Raw genomic sequence first — 22,569 nt, 5'->3', positions numbered from 1 at the left:
GTGGCTATGACGCCGCAGTCCGAAGCCGACGAGATCCGGCTGATCGAAGCGCAGGCCGCGCCCACCCGGTTCGCCCGGGGCTGGCATTGCCTGGGCCTGGTCAGAGATTTCGGGGACGGCAGGCCGCACGCGATCAACGCATTCGGTCAGAAGCTGGTGATCTTCCGCGGCGCGGACGGCGATATCAACGTGCTCGACGGCTACTGCCGCCACATGGGCGGCGACCTCTCCCAGGGGGAGGTCAAGGGCAACGAGATCGCATGCCCGTTCCACGACTGGCGCTGGGGCGGCGACGGACGTTGCAGGCAGGTGCCCTACAGCAAGCGCGCGCCCCGGCTGGCGCGGACCCGCGCCTGGACGGCGCTGCAACAGGACGGCATGTTGTTCGTCTGGCACGATCCCGAGCGCAACCCACCGCCGCCGGAGGTCACCATTCCCCGCATCGAAGGCGCCACGAGCGACGAGTGGACCGACTGGCACTGGTACACCACCGTCGTGGGAAGCAACTGCCGCGAGATCATCGACAACGTGGTGGACATGGCGCACTTCTACTACATCCACGGCGCGCTGCCGACGTACTTCAAGAACATCTTCGAGGGACACGTTGCGACGCAGTACATGAACGGCGAGGGCCGTCCCGACATGGGCGGAACCGAGGGCGCGCAGATGCTGGGCAACACGTCGGTGGCGTCCTATTACGGGCCGTCTTTCATGATCGACGACCTGACCTACCACTACACGCACGGCGACGCCAAGACCGTCCTGATCAACTGCCACTATCCCGTCGACTCGAATTCCTTTGTGCTGCAATACGGCATCATGGTGCAGAAGTCCGACGAGCTGTCCGGCGAGGCTGCCATGCAGACCGCGATCAAGCTCGGTGACTACGTCAAGCTGGGATTCGAGCAGGATGTCGAGATCTGGCGGCACAAGGCGCGCATCGACAATCCGTTGCTGGTCGAGGAGGACGGACCGGTCTATCAGCTGCGCCGCTGGTATCAGCAGTTCTACGTCGACGTCGCCGACGTGCAGCCAGACATGGTCGACCGCTTCGAGTTCGAGCTCGACACGACCCGCCCGTACGAGGCGTGGATGAAGGAGGTCGAGGCGAACATCGCGGCCCGGGCGGGGGCCTCGAGCCCGGCGGGCTCGGTGTGACGACCCTCCGCCCGTCCGCGCGTGCCGACAACCGCCTCGACGACATGCCGATGCGTCCCGTAGCGTGTCGCGCCTGCGGCGCGCGGGTGCTGGCCCGCAAAAGCAGCTGGAGCCAGACCAGCGTGCAGTGGGACGCCGACGGAATGGCCCGGTGCGCCGAACGTGCTGAGGCGCATAAGATCTCGGGTCACGGCCGGGGCGTGTTCCTGGGCTGTTCGGCCCTCAGTGCGTCGATCTCCGAGGCCGCGCGGCGCGGCGAGCTGTCGATCGTCGACTGATTGAGCCCGCACCTGCGCGGCCGCGCGATGGTTCGCGAACCCCCCGGCCCCGGGCGATTTCGGGTTACCCATGCCCGCCCGGGGTTCGCGCTCAACGAGCGCCTTGGCCCCGCAGCTTGAATACTGCAATGAGCAGCAACGCCGGATCCGGCAGTCGCCAACGCAGCAGAGGAGCCTTCCGTGTCCGACAACACCTCCGACGACATCTTCAGACTCGTCAAGGACCACGACATCGAGTACGTCGACGTCCGCTTCTGTGACCTGCCGGGCACCATGCAGCACTTCACGATTCCGGTCTACGTGTTCGACGAGAACGTGTTCGAGGACGGCCTGGCGTTCGACGGCTCGTCGATTCGCGGCTTCCAGTCGATCCACGAGTCCGACATGCTGCTGCTTCCCGACCCCGAGACCGCGACCCTCGACCCGTTCCGCGAGGCGCGGACCTTGAACGTGAACTTCTTCGTGCACGACCCGGTCACGCTCGAGCTGTATTCGCGCGACCCGCGCAACGTCGCCCGCAAGGCAGAGAACTACCTGGTCAGTTCGGGGATAGCGGACACCGCCTACTTCGGGCCGGAGGCCGAGTTCTACATCTTCGACTCGGTGAAGTTCGACTCGAGCATCAACGGCTCGTTCTACAAGGTGGACGCGACGTCCGGGTGGTGGAACACCGGAGAGGAGACGGAATCCGACGGCACACCCAATCGGGGGTACAAGGTCCGACCGAAGGGCGGGTACTTCCCGGTGGCACCGACCGACCACTACGTCGACCTGCGCGACCGGATCCTGACCAACCTGACCAATGCCGGCTTCAGTCTGGAGAAGGGGCACCACGAGGTGGGCAGCGGCGGCCAGACCGAGATCAACTACAAGTTCAACACGCTGCTGCATGCGGCCGACGACCTGCAGATGTACAAGTACATCGTCAAGCAGACCGCCTGGCAGTCCGGCAAGACCGTGACGTTCATGCCCAAGCCGCTGTTCGGTGACAACGGCTCCGGCATGCACTGCCACCAGTCGCTGTGGAAGGAAGGCGTCCCGCTGATGTACGACGCGACCGGCTACGCCGGCCTGTCGGACACCGCGCGGCACTACATCGGCGGACTGCTTTACCACGCGCCCTCGTTGCTGGCGTTCACCAATCCGACGGTCAACTCCTACAAGCGCCTGGTGCCCGGCTATGAGGCTCCGATCAACCTGGTCTACAGCCAGCGCAACCGCTCGGCGTGCGTGCGGATTCCGATCACCGGCTCGAACCCGAAGGCCAAGCGGCTGGAGTTCCGCTGCCCCGATTCGTCGGGCAACCCGTACCTGGCGTTCTCGGCGATGCTGATGGCCGGCCTCGACGGCATCAAGAACAAGATCGAGCCGCCGCCGCCGGTCGACAAGGACCTCTACGAGCTGCCGCCGGAGGAGGCCGCCGAGATCGTGCAGGCCCCCACCCAGTTGTCCGCGGTGATCGACCGCCTCGAGCAGGACCACGAATACCTCACGGAGGGCGGCGTTTTCACGCCTGACCTGATCGCGGCGTGGATCGACTACAAGCGCGATTACGAGATCGCACCCTTCAACCTGCGTGTGACGCCCTACGAGTTCGCCCTGTACTACGACGTTTAGCTGCCCGTCTCAGATCTCGGTCTCCTGCGCCCACCGTGGCAAGCGGGGCTTCGTCCGGTTCGCCGATCGCGCCGCCGCCAGCGATTCCGCGCGCTCGCCGTTGATCGCCGTCGGCGGCGGGGGCTGACCCTTGCGCAGCGTCGCGATCAACTCGCGGTAAGGGCCGATCAGGTAGACGGTGTCGCCGGCCTGGAGTCGGGCGTCGCGCCGCGGGCGCAGGCGCACCGGTCCCTCCGGCCGGGTGATCGCGATGACGCGGGTCTGGGTGGACATGTCCATCATCCGCAACCCGTCGAGTTCACTGCCCGCCGCCACGAGCATCCCGCCCACCATGAACGACCGCTGCCCGACCCAGAACGTTCCGAGCACCTGCAAACCCATCGCGGCGCCGATGAACCAGGGGGCCGCGAGGTCGACGATCGACCGCACGTTCTCGAAGCCGAACCGCTGGCTCACCGCGGTGCTCAACGCGCGGCCCTGCACGCGCATGACGATCGGCTTTTTCGTGTCGGAGCCAAGGATCTCGAGCAGCACGATCCCGGTCTCGATGTTCTCCATGTCGTCCTGGGTCACCACGGCCACCCCGCGGGCGCGGTCCACGCGCGCCGATTCCAGCGTCTGGCGCATCGTCGAGTCGCCGAAGATCACCGGCACGTCCAGTTCGGTGACGGCCGGCAGGAAGCGGCTGTTCTCGTCGTGCTCGATGACGACGACGTCGTATCCGGCGGAGACCAACTCGCTCACCACCCGAATGCCGACCGAGCCCAGGCCGACGACGACGATGTGGTCGCGCATCTGGCGCGCGCGTCTGCGCCCGGCCGTCTGGACGAATCGGCGGGACAGCAGCAGGTCGGCCAGGAACGCGACGAGGATCGCGGTGACCGTCGCGCCGCCGAACATCAGCCCGACGGCGAAGAGGCGCAGCGAGGTGGATTGCTGGGCGAAGCTGAAATCGCCGTAACCGACGGTGGTGATCGTCTCGGAGGCGAAGTACAGCGCGTCGATCCAGGACATCCGCGGGTTGCGGTAGTTGAAGTGAACGACGGCCGTCGCGCCCAGCGTGAGACAAAGAGCGAACGCCAGCGAGGGATACAGCATCGGGTTGATGTCGTCGCGCATGGCGCGCACGGCCGCGATCACCCGCCGCACCCGAGAGTGACGGGAGCGCGTCGCGGTGCGGGGAGGCACCGTGATCCCGCGCGCCTCCATCTCGTCCTTGACGCCGATCACCGAGGTCCAGTCGCCTGCGTACACCCGCTGGTCGCGGCCGGGGCAGGGCACCACTTCGCCGGGGACGGGGGAGTTCTTGCCGTGGACCACGGCCACGGGCGCGAGGTCGGCGTAGATCTCGCGCAACGTTCCGTGGTGCGGTGCCTCGGCTCCCCAGACGACGAATTCGATGCCGGCCGTCTCGAACTGGTGGGCGTTGCGCGACAGCACCGCCTCGACGAGGGACGGGGTGGCGAGCTCGGCGACGTCCAGAATGGCGCCGGGACCGTTGACGCCGGTGACCGCTTCGCGCAGCACGTCGTTGGCCAGGCGCGCCACCACCCGCACAGTTGGACTGTATTCCCTTGCCAACAAGGCAATTTCAAGGTTCACCGCGTCGTTGGGCCCCGCGCAGACGACCGCGCGGGCACGGTGGACGCCGGCGCCGAGGAGGTCGGCGGCCGTGTTGATCTTGATGATCCGCGCACCGGCGCCCCGCAGTTCCTCGGCGATGGTCTTCGACAGCGGATCGTCGCCGCTGACGATGATCTCGCGATGGAATTCAAAGACCTCGCCCATGATGGATATGACTATCGGCCACAATGGCAGAAAGTGCCAGCGGAAGAGGCGGCCTCGAGTCTTGCTCTGTCGCAACAAGTTCGACCCGAGGACGTCACTCGGACGAAATACGCATCCGCTACGAGCGCGCTGTCCGGCTGGCGCGTGGCTCAGGTGCGGTCAGGCGTACCGCACGGAGGGACGCAAGGGCCGCAGGGGCCGCAACGGCTGCAGCGTCGGCGCGACGCAGTCGCCCTCGGCGTTGCGCCAGATGCCCATCGCCGTCATGCGCACCGGCGCGGCCAGCCGTTGGTCGAACGTCATGCGACTCATCGGTCCGCACACCGACACCGCGGCCACCACCCCGCCGTCTGCGCTCAGGCTTCCGATCGGCGCGCCCACGCAGCCGAACCCGAGCAGCGACTCTTCGCGCTCGAACGCGACGCCGTGCGCGCGCACCCTGGCCAGCTCGACCGCCAGCTGGGCGCAGCTCGAGACCGAGTACCGGGTCTTGCGCACCCGCAGGTCGACCTCCCCGTCGTGCTCGCGGTAGGCCAGGATCGCCTTGCCGACGGCGGTGCAGTGCGCGGGTTGCCGGCCGCCCACCCGCGTGGGGACGCGCTGGTCGCCGCCGATCTTGTCGAGGTAGACGACGTCGGGGCCGTCGAGCACCGCGAGGTGGACCACGAGGCCGGTCGCGCGGTGCAGTTCGCCCAGCAGCGGACCCGCCGCGCGGACCAGGCGGTCCTGGTGCACGGCGAGCGACCCCAGCTCCACGAGCCGGATACCGAGCTCGTAGTCGCGGCCGCTGCGCCGCAGCCAGCGCAGTTGGACCAGGCGCTCGAGCAGCCGGTGCGCCGACGACCGGGGCAGGCCGGTGCGTCGGACGATCTGGGCCAGGGTCAGCCGTCCCGGGCCGTCGAAAGCGTCGAGGACCAGCGAGATGCGATCGATGACGGCCGTGGGGGTGGCGGGTTCGGCCGTCGATGCCATCGGTATCCTCCAGAACCCGTATATCTGGCCGACATATTACTGTTAGGAATATCTGTTTAGCACAGGGTTCGGCCGCTGTATAGCAGCAAAGCGGCGAGAGTAAGGCAGCGGCGAGTTTTCGGCGTCGCTTACGCGCGCTGCGCACAACGGGCAGCGGACCGGCCGGCGCGGCGACCGTAGAAACTGCCATCGCCCAGCGAGACCCCGCTGGCGTATCCCCAGGCGGCCAGCCCGGCCGTCGAGCGTCCCGCGGCGAAAAGCCCCGGAATCGGTTCGCCGCTGACGTGCAGCACCTCGGCGTCCAGCGTCGTGGCCAGCCCACCCAGCGTGAAGCCGCCCGTACTTTCCCGCAGGTCGATGGCGCCGAGCGGGGAGCCGATCGGCCGCAGCCACTGCTTCTTCTTGTGCAGCAGCGGATCCTCGCCGTGGGCGGCGCCCTGGTTGTAGGCGGCCACGGTCGCCTGCAGTGAACCGGGCGCCAGGCCGGTGTCCCGTTCCAGGTCGGCGACGGTGTCGGCCACCCAGGTGGCCGGGCGCAGCATGAACTTGGGTGACCGGGACGCCATCGCCTCGTCCTGGGCGTCGCCGTCGATGATCAGGTAGGCGGTGTTGTCCTGGTGGTACAGCGTGAGCTGCCCGATTCGGCCGGGGTAGGTGTCCTCGGCGACGTAGCGCTGGCCGCGGCCGTTGACCAGGATGCCGCGCACCAGCTGCTGGGGGTCGATGAAGATGGCGACCTCGGTGGCGTCCATGTGGGCCAGATCGGCGCCCAGCGCCTGGGCCATCCGGATCGCCTGGCCGTCGTGCTGCTCGATCGACGCGGCCGGACGCCCGGCGATCCGCGGGGCGAAACGCGCCACCATCGAGTCGTTGTAGGCGAAGCTGCCCGTCGCGAGCACCACGCCGCTGCGGGCCCGAATCGACATCCGGGTGCCGTACCGGCGGGCGCGGATGCCCGCGACCCGGCCGTCGGACTCCACGATCAGGCTTTGCGCCCGCACATCGTAGAGCGCCCGCGCCCCGGCCGCGGCCGCGCACTCGACGAGCGGTTTCATCAGCATGTACCCGGCGCTCGCCTCGCCCTGCTTCTTGTTCTGCATCTGCGGCACGTGCCCGCGCGGGGCGGGATCCGCGATCGTGTTGAACGGGTGGGAGTTCTCGCCGCCGCTGTACATCAGCCCTTCGTCGCCCATCGGCTCCCAGCCGGGCTCGGCGAAGAACTCCGCTTTGAACCGCACCCCGCACCCCACCAGCCAGTCGAAGTGGGCGACGCTGCCGGCGCAGTAATCGGCGATCCGCTCCTCGTCGGCGCCGGGGCCCATCGCCACGTTGAGGAACGCCGCCATGTTGTCGACGGAATCGTCGAAGCCGCAGGCCTTTTGCAACGCGGTGCCACCGCCCAGGTAGATGAAGCCGCCCGCCATCGCGGCCGCGCCGCCCCAGGACCCGGTGCGTTCGAGAACCAGCACCTCGGCGCCGCAGCGCGCCGCCTCGACCGCGGCGGCCGCCCCCGCGACCCCGTAGCCGGCGATGACGACGTCCGCCTCGTCGTCCCAGGACGTGACCGACGCGGCCGGCACCGGCGCCACGTCGAGGTCGGGCGCTTGGGAGATCACAGCCGCATCGCCGCGGGCATCTCACCGACCCACTGATGCCCCCAATAGCTGTCGGCGGTGATTTCCTCTGCGGTGTAGGAGGTTTCGTTGACCCGCATTCCGTCGGTGCCGAACTCGATGTCCCAGTCGCCGGGGGCGCGGACGTAGAACGAGATCATCTTGTCGTTGGTGTGTCGGCCGAGCGTCGACGACAGCTGGAAGCCCTCGGCGTTGACGCGGTCCAGGGCCCGGCCCACCGCGTCGAGGGTGTCGACCTCGACCATGATGTGCACCAGGCGTGGGTCGCGCTGGTGAGCGGCCGGGACGATCGCGAGGCTGTGGTGGCGTTCGTTGATCCCCAGGAAGCGAACGCGCACCGGGCCGAACTCCTTGGGCAGCGGCACCCGAAACGCGCCGCGGGAGCGGAAACCCAGGACCTCGGTGTAGAAGTCGAACAATCCGTTGGGGTCCGTGGCGGGCACCACGACGTGGCCCATGCCCTGGTCGCCGGTGACGAACCTCGCGCCGAACGGCGTGACGACCGGGCTGTGGTCGAGCACCGCGCCGTGGAACACCTCGACCGCGGTACCGGCCGGGTCCTCGAAGGTGATCACCTCTTCGACGCGGCGCGCCTCGGCCTCGTCGACGGACAGCTGCTTGAAGGCCGTACCGGCGCCGTCGAGGGCCGCCTTGACGCGCTGTAGTGCCGGGTGGTCGCGGACCTCCCAGCCGACGGTGAGCACCCGATCGGTCTCGCCCGGCACCACGATCAACCGCGCGGCACGCTCGTCCATTCGCAGGTACAGCGCCGACGGGTCCGGACCCTTGCCCTCCGCGAAGCCGAGGACGCCGAAGGCGAACCGGCGCCACCGGTCGATGTCGCTGGTTGAAATAGTGATGTAGCCAAGGCTTTTCAGATCGGTCACGGTCGAGCCTTTCAGATCAGCGCCCGCAGCGGACCCTCGGCCGGCTCGATGCCGAGCGAACTGAGCGCCGACGCGTGGTAGGTGGTGCCCGGGACGTGGATGGCGTGCAGCTGGCCGACGTGCGCGTCGCGCCAATACCGCTGTAGCGGCTTGTCCATCCGCGCGGCGTTGCCGCCGGACCGGGCAAAGATCTCGTCGACGGCGGCCACCGCACGCCACACCGCGCGAATCTGGGTGCGCCGGCCGGCCGCCCGGTCGGCGAAGGACACCTCCTTGCCGGCGGCGACCATGTCGTAGATGCGGTCGGCGTTGGTCAGCAGCTCCTGGCGGGCGGCGTTGATATCGGCCGCCGCCTCGCCGATGGCGTGCATCACGTACGGATCGTCCTTGATCGCGGTTCCGGTGGCGCCCACGCGCGCCCGCTGATAGTCCAGATGCGCGGCCAGCGCCCCCTCGGCGATGCCGATGGTCGCCGCCGAGATGCCCAACGGGAACATGGTGGACCAGGGCATCAGATACAGCGGTTCGGTCATGCCCGCCTCACGTTGGGCCGTGCCGTCCATCACCTTCGTCGCATCCATCGTCCGATAGGCCGGGACGAACGCCTCGGAGACGATCACATCCTTGGAGCCCGTTCCGCGAAGCCCCACCACATTCCAGGAGTCCTCGACGATCTCGTAGTCCTTGCGCGGCAAGATCATGTGCAGCATCTGCGGCGGCATCAGCGGCACGCCCATCTCGTCGCCGAGCATCGCTCCCAAGATGATCCAGTCGCAGTGGTCGGTGCCCGAGCTGAATTGCCACCGCCCGCTGAAGAGGTAACCGCCGTCGACCGGCCTGGCCACGCCCTGCGGCGCATAGGGGGAGGCCATCCAGGTGTCGACATCGTCGGCCCAGATCTCGGCGGCCACCCTGGGATCGGCGTAGGCCAATTGATAGGGGTGCACGCCCACCACGCCGACGATCCAGCCGGCCGCGGGATCCAGCGCGGCGGTGGCCATCGTCGTCTCGGCGAACTCGCGGGGATGAACCTCGAAACCCTGGTATTGTCGGGTCTGCAGCAGCCGGATCAATCCGGCCGATTTCATCAGCTTGACCGTGTCGTCGGTGAGCCGCCCGATGCGCTCGGCCTCCTCGGCCTGGTCGCGCAACTGATCCGCCAGAGCCATTACTTGGTCGATGACGCGCTCGCTCATGTGGTTGTCCTTACGTGTGTCGGCCTACTAATGGTGTACCGACGGCGGTGCCGAGCCAAGGGTGATCCCGGTGAGCGGGCCGAAATAACCGAAAAGCGGCGCCGCCGGCCTGCTGATCCCCACGGACCACCCGATCGGCGACGGGCGAATCCGCACCCGCGCCAACTGCTTTCAGGCCTTCGATCGCCCCACCGGGTCGGTGGTCAGCCCTGCGCGCGTTCTAGTCTTGGCGGCCCCGGGACAGGAACGCGAGCACGGTGCTCTCGAATGCCTCCCTGGCCTCGATCATGGCCCAGTGCCCCGAGTTGGGGAAGATGTGCAGTTCCGCGTGGGGGATGGTGCGCATCGGGAGGAGCGCCATGTCGGGCGGGCTCACCCGGTCGTCTCGGCCCCAGGTCAGCAGGGTCGGCGCCGTCAGCTTGTGCATGACCGCCCACGGCTGCGGCCGATCGGAGGCGGCCATCGCGGCGTTCATCGCGGAGAACGCCGCCTTGCCGTACATGCGGCGTGCCGCGGCCAGCGTGTCCGGATCGGTCGCCAGCTGCCAGCGTTCGTCGATGAGTTCGTCGGTGATCAGGGCCTGGTCGTACACCATGGATTTCAGCCAGTCGACGAGCCGCTGCCGGGTCGGATCCTCGACGAACTCCTGCAGCAGGCGGATGCCCTCACTTGGGCTCGGGCTGAAGATGTTGGTGCCGACGCCACCGATCGTCACCAACCGGCCGACGCGGTCCGGGTTGCGGGTGGCGAAGTTGATGCCCACCCCGCCGCCCATCGAGTTGCCGACGATGTGCACCCGCTCGACGTCGAGCGCGTCCAGCAACGGCGAAACGGCACCGAACGCGTCCACCATCGGGTGCCCGCCGAAGTCGTCGCTGACCCCGAAGCCGGGGAATTCCAGGATCAGGCAACGGAAGTGCTCGGCGAACGTGGGCAGCACCCCGCGGAAGTTGCGCCAGCCGGTGACGCCGGGACCCGAGCCGTGCAGGAACAGCAGCACCGGGCGCGCGTGGGGGCCGCAGTCGTAATAGCGCAAAGTGCCTTTGGCGGTGTCGATTTCGCGCACGTCCCGCTCGGCGACGGCGGACGGTTCCGATGAGTGGGTCACGTATGTCACCCTGCCATGCCGCCGCCGCGGCGCGGGGCGGGGTTCCGCTCACCGGGACCGGGCCGGGTGCCCAGCGGATTCGCTGCAGTTCAGCAGCTCCTTGAGCGCCGCGGGGAAAGCCTCCGCGAGATCCCACAGGTCGGCCACCAGGTCCGGGCACGACACGATGCCGATGCCGAGTCGGCCGTTGAGCGACATGACGGTCACGTTGAGTCCGGCGCCCGCGATGATGGGGCCCAGCGGGTACATCCCGTCGACCCGGCAGCCCATGAAGTAGAGCTGGTCCTGTGGTCCGGGCACGTTGGACAGGACCATGTTGTGGGGCGGGCTCTCCGGCAGGGGGATCCGGGGCAGCAGCTTCATCGCCGCCCCGAACATGGTCTGCCCCGCCACCTGAGTCCAGTCCTGCAGCAGGGTGGGGCCCATCGCGGCGGCGTGCTCTTTGGCGGCGGTGTTCCCGTCGGCGATGCTGCGGAGCCGCTCGGCAGGATCCCCGAGGTGGGTGTCGAGCCGGCACAGCATCCATGTCGTGTGGTTGCGACCGGGCCGGCCGGACTTGCCGTGCACCGACACCGGCACGCTGGCCACCATCGGCCGGTCCGGCAATTCGCCCCGATTCTGAAGGAACTGCCGCAACGCGCCCGCGCACAGGGCCGTCACCACGTCGTTGACGGTCACCCCCAACCGGTTCTTGACCGTCTTGACCTCCTCGAGGTCGAGGTCGGCCAGCGCGACGTTGCGACGGCGGCTGAACGAACCGTTGAACGCGGTCGGCGGCGCCGCGAACGGGGCGGCCATCGTGTGCCGCCCGCCGCGCGCGCGAAGGATCGTCTCGGCCACCGTCGCGACCGTCGCCGGCAGAACTTTCGCGACTCGCCACGGCCGCAGCGCGGCGCCGATCATTCCGTAGGCGGCGATCTTGAGGGGATTCGCCGCGCCCATGCGGGGTGCCGGCGCCGGCGCTGGCGCGCCCGAATCGGTGCTGCACAACTGCGCCAGCAGGTTGGCCCCGCCGACTCCGTCGACCAGCGCGTGGTGGGCCTTGAGCACGACGGCGATCGCGTCGCCGCCGTGCAGACCCTCGATCACCCACATCTCCCACAGGGGATGGTCGCGATCGAGCGTCAGCCCGGCGATGTGCCCGCAGATCTCCGCCAACTCCCTGCGGCCCGCGGGCGGCGGCAGGCCGACTCGATGCAGATGGCGCGCGAGGTCGAACTGGTCGTCGTCCACCCACACCGGGTGGTCGAAGTTGAGCTCGTTGTCGGCCAGCTTGAGCCGGAACTCCGGCACGCCGTCCACTCGTGCGGCCAGCACCTCACAGAACCGGTCGAATGTGTACCCGCCGGGCATGGTGGCCGGGTCGATCTCCATCACGCAGCAAACATTGAGCGGCTGCGTCGGTCGTTCCAGGTACAGGAAGAATGCGTCTAATCCACTAAGGCGTTGCATACCGCTCATTTCGTTTGCGTCACTATGACCGCTGGTCACTGGTGACCGGTGGTCAGTTACGGCAACCCGCGGGCCGAATGAACTGGGCGGCCGTCGTTTACTGGTATGTCTCTACCTGTAGCCGTTACGCGGGCCTCGGCAAACATGCTGAGGTCCGCCGCCACGCGCACCTCACGATATTCATCCGCGCGACAACTCGCCGGGACGTCGTGAGACGGCGGGCCGCACGCGGCCAGTTAGGTTGCGGCGCAGGGTCTCACGTCTACGGGCGGCCGCTGTAAGGGCCGGGTGAGGGCCGGGTCAGGGCCGGGCCAGTGCCGAGGTTTCGGCCGCCCAGTCCGTCGTGACCTTGCGGTGCTTGATCAGCCACGTCTGGCCTCCCGGCACCAGAATGTCGCGGTAGCGCCCGAAATGGTCGAGGCCGACGTGGGTCACCACGGTGAAGTAGGAACAGACCTGCGCCCGCGCCGGGGTGAGAGCGGTGAACAGCACGTTGGTGAGGTTGTGCCGGACGACGGGCTTGATGCCGGGGTCGCCGGCCGCGGCGGCCAGGCCTCCCGCGACGCCGCCGAGGAACGCCGCGATCGCCGGCCGCCCCCGCAGCGAATCCCGGCCGCGCACCTCGAGAACGCCGTCGGCGCTGAACGTCGCCGCCAACTCGTCGAGCCGGCCGGCGTCGCCCGACCAGTTGTACCGCGCCAGTGTGTCCCGGATCTGTTCCCGGGCGATCAGTTCCCAGGTCTGCATCGTCGTGACTCCTGATCCCGGCCGCCGGTCGCGCTGCGCAACGACGGTTCCTTGTGTTGGATTACTAGCGTAGGCACCGGCCAGCGGGGTCCGGTTCGCGGCAACGAGACGGGGGCACATCATCACAAGCGATCTCAAGCGCAACGTCGGCGCGCAAATCGAGGTCGAGGTCACCGAGCCGACGACTCTGGAGTTCCAGGTCGCGGTGGCCCGGCAGTCGGGCCTCGAGGTCGTCGAGTCGTTGGCGATCACCCGGGACGGCACCGAGATCGAGGCCCGCGAGATCATCGGGAAGCACGGCACCCGCATCCACACGCTGCACGCCGACGTGGGCACGGTGGCCCTGTCCTACTGGGCGACGGTGTCGGGGGAGGCAGACGTCGAACCGGTGCGCGACATCGACTTGATCACCTATCTGCGGCCGAGCCGCTACGCCGAAGCAGACAAGTTCTTCGGTTTCGCCGCAACCGAATTCGGCACGTGCAGCACCTCGGTGAAGCTGCTCGAGGAGGTGTCGTCCTGGGTGGGGACGCGCCTGGACTACGTCCCCGGGTCCAGCGACCCGATCGACGGCGCCACCGACACGTTGCTGGCCGGCGCGGGCGTCTGCCGCGACTACGCCCACCTGGTGATCGCCCTGCTGCGTGCCCTCAGCGTGCCGGCCCGCCTGGCCGCGGTGTACGCGCCGGGCTGCCAGCCGATGGACTTTCATGCGGTGGCCGAGGCGTTCGTCGACGGCGAGTGGCGCGTCGTGGACGCGACCTGTCTGTCGCCCCGGCAGTCGATGCTCCGCATCGCCACCGGCCGGGACGCCGCCGACACGGCCTTCCTGGACAACCACAAGGGCGCCATCACGCTCAACAGCACGACCATCACCGCGGTGGTGGACGGCGAACTGCCCAAGGACTCGGTCCACCAGCTGGTGAGCCTGCGCTGACCTCGGGCGGACCGGTGTGGTCGACGCGACGCGGCGATCGGGTTTCGGGGCGCCGCAAGGGGGGCAATACGCGTGAAGCGAGCGGTTGCGCCGCTCGGTGTGCCACACGGCGCGGTGCACCATACGGATGGAGGACGCATGTCGGAGAAGAGCGGCCCGCAAGAAGCGGTCGAGGGACTGGTAGAGGGAGTCAAGGGCAAGGCCAAAGAGGTCGCCGGCGCGGTGACCGGGCGCGAGGACCTGCTCCGCGAGGGTCAGGCGCAGCAGGACAAGGCCGACGCGCAGCGCGAGGCGGGCAAGAAGGAGGCCGAGGCCGAGAGCGCGCGCGAGGCGGCCGAGGTCAACGAGGCCCGCGAGAAGGCCGAGCAGCAGAAGTAACAACCGGCGTTGGTGGCCCGGTCCGGGAACGGACCGGGCCACGGCCGTGTCAGTCGCGCGCGGCCTTGCCGATACCGGGCGCCGCCGCCCAGGTCCACCCGACGCCGTCGCGGCGCACCCGCCGTGACCGCGGGCGCTTCACTCCTTCCGCTACCGCCGGTAGCGGAATAAGGTGGGCGGATGAAGCCCGGTGCCGACGGCAAGCATCTGCGAACCTGCCCGCTCTGTGAAGCCATGTGCGGCTTGGAGATTCACGTCGAAGGCGGCAGGGTCACTCGCATCCGCGGCAACCCCGACGACGTGTGGAGCCGCGGGCACCTGTGCCCCAAGGGCGTTTCGCTGGCCGCGGTGCACGACGACCCGGACCGCATCCGGCGTCCCATGATCAAGGTCGACGGTCACTGGCAGGAAGTCGGCTGGGATGCGGCCTTCCGGCGGTGCACCGAATTGCTGGCGCCCGTGATCGAGAAGTACGGGATCGGCGCGGTCACGGCCTATACCGGTAACCCGCTGGCACATTCCTTCTCGCTGGCGCGGTACGCGGGCGTGCTGATGGGCATGTCCGGGATGCCGGTCACCTACTCGCCGGGCACGGTCGACCAGTGGCCCAAGAACCTGTCGTCGCACCTGATGTACGGCCTCTGGTGGAACTTCCCGGTGCCCGACATCGAGCGCACCGACCTGCTCGTGATCATGGGCGCCAACCCCGCCGCGTCGCAGGGCTCACTGCTGGCCGCTCCGGACGTGATGGGCCTGATCGACGGGATCCGAAAGCGCGGCAAGGTGATCGTGATCGACCCGGTGCGCACCGCGACCGCCGCCCGCGCCGACGAGTGGCTGCCGATCGTGCCGGGCACCGACGCCGCGCTGCTGCTGGCCGTCGCACACACGCTTTTCGACGAGGGTCTGGTCCGTCCCGGGCCACACGTCGACGGCGTCGACACCATGCGCCGGGTCGCCGCGGACTGGCCACCGGAGCGGGTGAGCGGCGTCACCGGCATCGACGAGGACCGCATCCGCACCCTGGCCCGCGAACTCGCCGGCACCGAGAAATCGGTGGTTTACGGCCGAATCGGCTTGTGCAATCAGGAATTCGGCAGCCTGGCCAGCTGGCTGGTGGACGTGATCAATATCCTCACCGGGCATTTCGACACCCCGGGTGGCGCTATGTTTCCCAAGCCGACGGCCTGGTCGATCACCACGCAGCCGCTGCCCGGCCTGGAGGGCGGCCTGGCGGAATTCGGCCGCTGGCACACGCGCGTGCGCGGCGCGAAGGAAGTCCTCGGGCAGGCCCCGGTGTCGTGCATGGCCGAGGAGATCGCCACCCCGGGCGACGGTCAGCTCAAGGCGCTGATCACGGTCGCCGGCAACCCGGTGCTGTCCACGCCCGGCGGCGACAAGCTCGACGAGGCGCTTCCGATGCTGGAAGCGATGATCTCCGTGGACCTTTGGCTCAACGAGACCACGCGGCACGCCGACGTGATCCTGCCCGGGCTGTCGCCGCTCGAACAGCCACACCACGACGACCTGATCCTGCTGTTCGCGATCCACAGCATTGCGAACTACTCGGCGCCGGTGTTCGACCCGGGTGACCGCCCGCACGAATGGGAGATCCTGATCCGGCTGACCGGCTTGTGCACCGGCACCCCCGCCGAGGACGTCGACGTCGCCGCGATCGACGACGGCTTCTTCGACTACCTGGCATTCACCGTCGGCATGGACGGCGCGCAGCTCCGCAACCTCTACGAGCACGGCGGCCCGGAGCGGATGCTCGACCTGACGCTGCGCACCGGGCCCTTCGGGGACCGGTACGGCGAGAACCCGGGCGGGCTCACGCTGGACATGCTCAAGGCGAATCCGAACGGTATCGACTTCGGGCCGATGGTCTCGCAGCTGCCCTGCATTCTGGGCACCCCGGACAAGAAAGTCCGCCTCGCCCCGCAATACCTGCTCGAGGACCTGCCCCGCCTCGCCGCGCGACTGCAGCGCCCACCCGAACCGCTGGTCCTGGTGAGCCGCCGCCACCTGCGCTCGAACAACACCTGGTTGCACAACGTTCCCGCGCTGATGAAGGGAAGGGACCGCTGCACGTTGCTGATCCACCCCGATGACGCCGCCGGCTGCGGGGTCGCCGACGGCGACGTGGTCACCGTGAAATCCGAGGCCGGCGAGATCCGGGTGCCCGTCGAGGTCACCGACGCGATCAAGCCCGGCGTGGTCTCGATGCCGCACGGCTGGGGCCATGGCAAGCCGGGCACCCGCATGTCCGTCGCCAACGGCAGGCCCGGCGCCAACACCAACGTGCTGTCCCCGCCGACCTTTCTCGACGAGCCCTCCGGCAACGGCGCGCTCAATGGCATCCCGGTGACGATCAGCTGACAATGGGTCGATGACAACCCCGCGCTCCGAGGGCGAGCGGCACCCGTCCGGTCCCCGACCCCAGCTCATCCCGCACCGCCTGCTGCGCAGCGGCCAACGCCATCACCCGGCCGTGCTGGAGGAGGCCAGGAGGCGCAGCGACAAGATTCAGCTTCGCCTGGCCGACCGCATCACCTCGTTCGCCGGCTCGATGAACTTCGTCTGGATCCACGCGGCGCTGTTCGCCGTGTGGATGCTGTTGTTGGAGAAAAGCCCTTGGCCGACATTGACTTTGGTGGTCTCCCTGGAGGCCATCTTCCTGTCGACGTTCGTCATGATCGGCCAGAACCGCCAAGCGGCCTTCCAGCAGGCCAAGGCCGATCACGACTTCGAGGCGCAGGAGCTGGAACTCAAGACCAACACCGACCTTACCCGCCAAATCCACCTTCTCACAACGGAACTGCACCGGCGCCTGCTCCACGGGCCGGCCTGAGCGCCGCGCTCACAGCAAATGGCTAACCGCCAACCAGTCTGCTGCTAGCAACGCGGCGCAGATTCATGGGATGGCAGCACAATTCGGCGCCCGGCGCCGGCGAATCAGGGTGAGTCAAGCAATTCTGGCAGGCGCCGCCACCGTCGCGACGCTTGCGCTCCTCGACGCCGCGGATCTGCGCGACACGGCCAACATCGTCGCCCCGGTGAGCTTGGCCGACCGGGTCGCCGAAGCACCGAATCTGCTCGGATCCGGTGGCATTGCGACCGACGGCGACGACGACGACGAAGCCCAACTGCAGCAGCAGCTGATCAACCAGCAGCAGACCCAAGAGGCCGAGCAGCAGGCCGAAGAGGCCGAGCAGCAGGCCAATCAGCAGGCCATGCAGGACGAGCAGCAGGGGCTGTTGACCGAGCAGCAGGCCAACCTGGACGTGCCCGGGAGCTGACCGCGGGGCCGGATCGAACTTTTGGGGGCGGGGTCATGAGCGCACCGAACGCAACCGACCGCAGGTCTGCGATTCGCCCACACGACCAGGGTGAGCGGTCACGGCGCGATCGGCCGGTTGGTCCACTCCCGGTCGGGCCGGCGCGGCGAGCGGAACCATCCGCCCGCGGCGCCGGTGCCGCCGTCCGTGGGAATGGTGTGGCCGGTGACGAACGCCGACTGGTCGCAGGCCAGGAACAGGATCACCCGGGCCTGGTCCTCGGGCACCCCCATCCGCCCGACGGGCACCCATTGCGGCCACTGGGACTGCTCCTCGGCCGACAGCCAGCGCGAGTAGGGGACCTGCAGGGATTCCGTGACGTCGGGCGCGACCGCGTTCACCCGCACGCCGTCACGCCCCACCTGGACCGCGAGGCTGCGGGTGAAGTGGATGACGGCGGCTTTGAACGCGGCATAGACCGGGTCTTCGGGGTAGCCGCGCAGCCCCTCGACGGACGAGACGTTGACGATCGCTCCGGCGCGCGCACGGATCATCGCCGGCAGGAACGCGTGCGTGACGACGAAGACATGGTGCAGGTTGATCCGGTAGAGCTCGTCCCACAGCTGGGGATCGGTGTCGGCGAAGTTGCCCGGGTGGCGCAGCCAGTGCCCGACGTTGTTGACCAGCACGTCGACCCGGCCGTAGCGATCCAGCACGGAGCGGGCCCACCCGGTCACCTGGTCGCGATCGCGAACGTCGACGATCGCCGCCAGCGCCGAACCGCCGGACGCCGCGATGTGCTCGACGGTCCGTCCGGCGAGTTCGGCGTCGACATCGGCGATGACGACGTGAGCGCCCTGCCGGGCGAACAGTCGCGCGGTGGCCGCGCCGATGCCGCCCCCGCCGCCGGTAACCACCGCGACCCGGCCGGAAAGCAGCGCCTCGGCGTTGGGGACGTCCCTCATCGCTCATATCTTGGGCCACTCGGCCGCACGTCAGCACCGCTTTCGGGGCCCAAACGTGAGAAAGGCCACATTTGCCGCAGCGGACCGCGTGGTTTTGCACCTGATGGGGCGGGTAAAGAATCTGAACTTGATCGCAATGGCGCGAGGAACGGAGTCGACAGTTGGCCAGCGAAACGTTGCAGCGGCGCGTTCATCACCGTCACAGCCCGCAGTCCGTCGCGGTGGCGCTGGCCAGCCGACTGCTCGTGAAGAACGCGGTGCGCGCGTGGGCCTTCCAGCCCAACCTGCACTGGCCTTTCGAGTACGTCGACACCCTGGCCGGACTGATACCCCACTTCGGGGGCTCCGCACACATCGAGCCCGTGCGGCTGCAGCACTGCGATGCCGAATGGGTGCGCGCGCCGGGCGTATCGGCCGACCGGGCGATCCTCTACCTGCACGGCGGGGCCTTCGTCACGTGTGGGCTCAACACCCACCGCTCGTTGGTGACCAGGCTGTCTGAGGCGGCCGACGCGGCCGTGCTCACCATCGGCTACCGAAAGCTGCCCACACATCAGATCGCCGACGCGATCGACGACGGGCTGGACGGGCTCAACTGGCTGCGGCAGCGTGGCTTCGACGGCGATCGTGTCGTCATCGCCGGCGACTCCGCCGGGGGATACCTGGCGTTCATGACCGCGCTGCTGGCCATCCGCGGCCGCATCATGAACCCGGCCGGCATCGCGGCCGTCTCCCCGTTCACCGACGCCGATCCGGCCCGCAAGCTCACCCACCGCAACGCGCGCAAGTGCTCCATGTTCACCCGCGGCGCGTTCACGATGTTCGCGGAGTACCTGAGCAGGGCACACGTGGTCGGAGCGCGGAAGAGTTCGGCCACCGAGGTGGCCTCGCCGGTGGACGCCGACCTGTCGGTGCTGCCGCCCGTCACCATCCACGCGAGCTCCGACGAGTTGTTGCTGGCCGACGCCGAGCTGATGGCCGAGCGTCTGGAGGGCAGCGGAGTCCGCTGCGATCTGCACCTGTGGGACGGGCAGATTCACGACTTCCCGCTGGCGGCCGACATCTTGCCGGAGGGCCGGCGAGCCATCCGGTACATCGGGGACTTCATCAAGGAGGTCACCGACGCGGCGGGCGCGACCCGCAGCGCCCGGCGGAGCGCGGCATGGCGCCAGCAGATAGACGCGACCCCCGCGGCGGTCTAGTGGCGAATAGCGCTGCTGCACAGCGCGTTTCGGGCTCGGCACCGTCGCACTGGCGCACCGGGAGTGCGCCGGCGCGCGGGCTGGGCCGTCCCGTCCGGCGACCCGCCGGGCGAGCCCCTGAACTCGGATGTCGGGCCGCGCCGACGTCCTCACGTTGATCTGCGCCGCTGCCGATACAGTTGGTCCTGATGAGCCGACCAGCCCCACCTGTGCTGACCGTGCGGTACGAGGGATCCGAGCGCACATTCGCTGCAGGCACCGACGTAGTCATCGGGCGTGACCTTCGCGCGGACGTCCGAGTCGCACATCCCCTGATCTCGCGGACGCACCTCATCGTCCGTTTCGACCAGGGCCGATGGATCGGCATCGACAACGGGAGCCTCAACGGGCTGTATGTGCAGAATCGTCGCGTCCCCTTCGTGGAAATCCAGGACGGCCTGCGCGTCAACATCGGCAACCCCGACGGTCCCGCGCTCACCTTCGAGGTCGGGCGGCACCAGGGCTCGGCGGGCCGGCCTCCGCTGACGACGTCCATACCGATCGCCAGCCCGTTCGGTCCTCCCAGCGCAGCCATGCCGCAGGGCCAGCCGGTTGGGGCGCCGTGGCCCGGCCAGCCCCAGCAGCCGCCGTCGGCCTCGTTCCGTCATCCTGCGCAGCCGGGGTATCCGCCCGCCGCGCCGAGCCACCCGCCCAGCGGGCCGATCCCGAGCCACCCGTCGGGGCCGCTGCCGCGCTATCCCACCGGCGGGCAGCAGGCCGGCCCCAACGCGCCGGCCAGCGGGCCGCAGCACGCGCCGGTCAGCGGGCCGCAGCACGCGCCGGTCAGCGGGCCGCAGCACGCGCCGGCCAGCGGGCCGCAGCACGCGCCGGCCAGCGGGCCGCAGCACGCGCCGCAGATCTACCGGGCGCCACCGATGAAGGTGCCGCCCGCGCCCGCCCCGCCCTCGGATGCCGGCGAGACCGGCCGCATCGGCGGCGACGCCGCCAACATCGCCACCTCGATGATGAAGATCCTGCGACCGGGCAGATCGGCGGTGGACTCGGTGCCGGGCGCCGTCAAGATCGGCCGCGCCAACGACAACGACATCGTCATCCCCGAGGTGCTGGCGTCGCGCCACCACGCGACCCTGATCCCGACGCCCACCGGTGCGGAGATCCACGACAACCGCAGCATCAACGGCACCTTCGTCAACGGCGTCCGGGTCGACTCCGCGCCGCTGCGCGACGGCGACGTCGTCACGATCGGCAACATCGACCTGGTCTTCCACGGCGGTACGCTGGCGCGCCGCGACCAGATCGCGACCGAAACCCGCACCGGCGGTCTCGACGTGCGCGGCGTGACCTGGACGATCGAGAACAACAAGACGCTCCTGGACAACATCTCGCTGGCCGCGCTGCCCGGGACGCTGACCGCCGTCATCGGCCCGTCCGGGGCGGGCAAGTCGACGTTCGCCCGCCTGGTGGCCGGATACACGCACCCGACCACGGGCACGGTGTCGTTCGAGGGGCACAACGTGCACGCCGAGTACGCGTCGCTGCGCAGCAGGATCGGCATGGTCCCGCAGGACGACGTGGTGCACGGGCAGCTGACGGTCCAACAGGCGCTGATGTACGCCGCCGAGTTGCGGCTGCCGCCGGACACCACCAGGGACGACCGCGAGCAGGTGGTGGCCAGGGTGCTCGAGGAACTCGAAATGTCCCAGCACCTGCACACGCGCGTCGACAAGCTGTCCGGCGGGCAGCGCAAGCGCGCTTCGGTGGCGCTGGAGTTGCTCACGGGCCCGTCGCTGCTGATCCTCGATGAGCCCACCTCCGGCCTGGACCCCGCCCTCGACCGGCAGGTCATGACCATGTTGCGGCAGCTGGCCGACGCCGGCCGCGTGGTGCTGGTGGTCACCCACTCGCTGACCTACCTCGACGTCTGCGACCAGGTGCTGCTGCTGGCTCCCGGCGGCAAGACCGCGTTCTGCGGGCCGCCCAGCCAGATCGGCCCGACGATGGGCACGACGAACTGGGCTGACATCTTCAGCACGGTCGCCAACGACCCGGACGGATCCCACGCTCGTTACCTCGCGCGGACCGGGCCGCCCCCGCCGCCGCCGCCGGCCGACCGGCCCGCCGAGCTGGGCGACCCGTCGCACACCAGCCTGTTCCGGCAGTTCTCCACGATCGCCCGGCGGCAGATCCGGTTGATCGTCTCTGACCGCGGCTATTTCCTCTTCCTGGCGTTACTGCCGTTCATCATGGGTTCGCTGTCCATGTCGGTGCCCGGCGACGTCGGTTTCGGCATCCCCAACCCGATGGGCGCGGCGCCCAACGAACCCGGCCAGATCCTGGTGTTGCTCAACGTCGGCGCGGTCTTCATGGGCACCGCGCTGACCATCCGCGACCTCATCGGTGAACGGCCCATCTTCCGGCGCGAACAGGCGGTCGGGCTGTCGACGTCCGCATACCTGCTGGCGAAGGTCTGCGTCTACACGGTGTTCGCGGTCGTGCAGTCGGCGATCGTGACGGTCATCGTGCTGTTCGGCAAGGGCGCACCGACCCAGGGGGCCGTGGCGTTGGGCAGCCCGGGCCTGGAGCTGTTCGCCGACATTGCGTCGACGTGCGTCGCCTCGGCCATGCTCGGACTGGCGCTGTCGGCCGTCGCGAAGTCCAACGAACAGATCATGCCGCTGCTCGTGGTCGCGGTGATGTCGCAACTGGTGTTTTCCGGCGGCATGATTCCCGTGACCGACCGCATCGGTCTGGACCAGATGTCGTGGGCCACCCCGGCCCGGTGGGGTTTCGCCGCGTCGGCGTCCACCGCCGATCTGCTCAAACTGGTGCCCGGACCGGTGAACCCCAAGGACTCGCACTGGAACCACACCCCCGGCGCGTGGTGGTTCGACATGGCCATGCTGGTCGTGATCAGCCTGTGCTATCTCGGATTCGTGCGCTGGAAGATCCGCCTCAGAGGCGGCTGATCGGCC

Annotated in this window: 19 protein-coding genes; 10 read left to right on the top strand and 9 right to left on the bottom strand. The window is 68.9% G+C overall.

Going from position 1 to position 22,569, the window contains the following annotated elements; all coding sequences use genetic code 11:
* The first annotated feature begins 6 nt into the window (after nt 1-6).
* From G6N48_RS07645 to glnA, 3 genes are all read left to right on the top strand, one after another.
* Nucleotides 7-1,158, top strand: a complete 1,152-nt coding sequence (locus G6N48_RS07645) for a Rieske 2Fe-2S domain-containing protein (protein ID WP_085271534.1) — start codon at nt 7-9, stop codon at nt 1,156-1,158.
* A gap of 44 nt (nt 1,159-1,202) precedes the next feature.
* Nucleotides 1,203-1,436, top strand: coding sequence for a ferredoxin (locus tag G6N48_RS07640; RefSeq protein WP_085271641.1), 234 nt, complete (start codon nt 1,203-1,205; stop codon nt 1,434-1,436).
* A gap of 180 nt (nt 1,437-1,616) precedes the next feature.
* Nucleotides 1,617-3,053, top strand: coding sequence for a type I glutamate--ammonia ligase (glnA, locus tag G6N48_RS07635; RefSeq protein WP_085271533.1), 1,437 nt, complete (start codon nt 1,617-1,619; stop codon nt 3,051-3,053).
* 9 nt (nt 3,054-3,062) lie between these two features.
* Here the strand turns inward: glnA and G6N48_RS07630 are convergent, their stop codons facing one another.
* From G6N48_RS07630 to G6N48_RS07595, 8 genes are all read right to left on the bottom strand, one after another.
* Nucleotides 3,063-4,841, bottom strand: coding sequence for an NAD-binding protein (locus G6N48_RS07630; RefSeq protein ID WP_085271532.1), 1,779 nt, complete (start codon nt 4,839-4,841; stop codon nt 3,063-3,065).
* Between the two features lie 159 nt (nt 4,842-5,000).
* A complete protein-coding gene (locus tag G6N48_RS07625; RefSeq protein WP_085271531.1) occupies nt 5,001-5,813 on the bottom strand; it encodes an IclR family transcriptional regulator in 813 nt (270 codons plus the stop codon).
* A 128-nt stretch (nt 5,814-5,941) separates the two neighbouring features.
* Entirely contained in the window at nt 5,942-7,429 is a 1,488-nt protein-coding gene (locus G6N48_RS07620) for an FAD-dependent oxidoreductase (protein WP_085271530.1), read from the bottom strand.
* Nucleotides 7,426-8,334, bottom strand: a complete 909-nt coding sequence (bphC, locus tag G6N48_RS07615; protein ID WP_085271529.1) for a biphenyl-2,3-diol 1,2-dioxygenase — start codon at nt 8,332-8,334, stop codon at nt 7,426-7,428. Before bphC ends, G6N48_RS07620 begins: the two co-directional genes overlap by 4 nt.
* A gap of 11 nt (nt 8,335-8,345) precedes the next feature.
* Nucleotides 8,346-9,530: an acyl-CoA dehydrogenase family protein gene (locus G6N48_RS07610; RefSeq protein ID WP_085271528.1), complete on the bottom strand. Its 1,185-nt coding sequence runs from the start codon at nt 9,528-9,530 to the stop codon at nt 8,346-8,348.
* Nucleotides 9,531-9,750: 220 nt separating this feature from the next.
* On the bottom strand, nt 9,751-10,638 hold the full coding sequence (locus G6N48_RS07605; RefSeq protein WP_179969857.1) for an alpha/beta fold hydrolase: 888 nt from the start codon (nt 10,636-10,638) through the stop codon (nt 9,751-9,753).
* Nucleotides 10,639-10,686: 48 nt separating this feature from the next.
* Nucleotides 10,687-12,090 carry a WS/DGAT/MGAT family O-acyltransferase gene (locus G6N48_RS07600; RefSeq protein WP_085271527.1) on the bottom strand — a complete coding sequence of 468 codons (1,404 nt, stop codon included), beginning with the start codon at nt 12,088-12,090 and terminating at the stop codon, nt 10,687-10,689.
* Between the two features lie 300 nt (nt 12,091-12,390).
* On the bottom strand, nt 12,391-12,837 hold the full coding sequence (locus tag G6N48_RS07595) for a nuclear transport factor 2 family protein (RefSeq protein ID WP_085271526.1): 447 nt from the start codon (nt 12,835-12,837) through the stop codon (nt 12,391-12,393).
* A 118-nt stretch (nt 12,838-12,955) separates the two neighbouring features.
* Here G6N48_RS07595 and G6N48_RS07590 point away from each other — a divergent pair, with 118 nt between their 5' ends.
* From G6N48_RS07590 to G6N48_RS07570, 5 genes are all read left to right on the top strand, one after another.
* On the top strand, nt 12,956-13,774 hold the full coding sequence (locus G6N48_RS07590) for a transglutaminase-like domain-containing protein (protein WP_085271525.1): 819 nt from the start codon (nt 12,956-12,958) through the stop codon (nt 13,772-13,774).
* A gap of 138 nt (nt 13,775-13,912) precedes the next feature.
* Nucleotides 13,913-14,152 (top strand): microaggregate-binding protein 1, encoded by a 240-nt coding sequence (gene mbp1, locus G6N48_RS07585; protein WP_085271524.1) that lies wholly within the window; start codon nt 13,913-13,915, stop codon nt 14,150-14,152.
* 180 nt (nt 14,153-14,332) lie between these two features.
* Nucleotides 14,333-16,531, top strand: a complete 2,199-nt coding sequence (locus tag G6N48_RS07580) for a molybdopterin-dependent oxidoreductase (RefSeq protein WP_085271523.1) — start codon at nt 14,333-14,335, stop codon at nt 16,529-16,531.
* Nucleotides 16,532-16,541: 10 nt separating this feature from the next.
* The gene (locus tag G6N48_RS07575) at nt 16,542-17,003 is read left to right on the top strand and encodes a DUF1003 domain-containing protein (RefSeq protein WP_085271522.1); all 462 of its coding nucleotides are present in this window, start codon (nt 16,542-16,544) and stop codon (nt 17,001-17,003) included.
* Between the two features lie 70 nt (nt 17,004-17,073).
* On the top strand, nt 17,074-17,451 hold the full coding sequence (locus G6N48_RS07570) for a hypothetical protein (protein WP_139825995.1): 378 nt from the start codon (nt 17,074-17,076) through the stop codon (nt 17,449-17,451).
* Between the two features lie 98 nt (nt 17,452-17,549).
* On the opposite strand, the gene G6N48_RS07565 is transcribed toward G6N48_RS07570, so the two are convergent.
* A complete protein-coding gene (locus G6N48_RS07565) occupies nt 17,550-18,395 on the bottom strand; it encodes an SDR family NAD(P)-dependent oxidoreductase (RefSeq protein WP_085271520.1) in 846 nt (281 codons plus the stop codon).
* 161 nt (nt 18,396-18,556) lie between these two features.
* Here G6N48_RS07565 and G6N48_RS07560 point away from each other — a divergent pair, with 161 nt between their 5' ends.
* Nucleotides 18,557-19,597, top strand: a complete 1,041-nt coding sequence (locus G6N48_RS07560; protein WP_232066565.1) for an alpha/beta hydrolase — start codon at nt 18,557-18,559, stop codon at nt 19,595-19,597.
* A 188-nt stretch (nt 19,598-19,785) separates the two neighbouring features.
* Nucleotides 19,786-22,563: an FHA domain-containing protein gene (locus G6N48_RS07555; protein ID WP_085271519.1), complete on the top strand. Its 2,778-nt coding sequence runs from the start codon at nt 19,786-19,788 to the stop codon at nt 22,561-22,563.
* The last annotated feature ends 6 nt before the right edge of the window (nt 22,564-22,569 follow it).

Source organism: Mycobacterium parmense, from assembly GCF_010730575.1.
GTDB lineage: Bacteria > Actinomycetota > Actinomycetes > Mycobacteriales > Mycobacteriaceae > Mycobacterium > Mycobacterium parmense.
The sequence above is the reverse complement of the archived record's forward strand: the minus strand, read 5'-3'. Positions and strand labels throughout refer to the sequence as shown.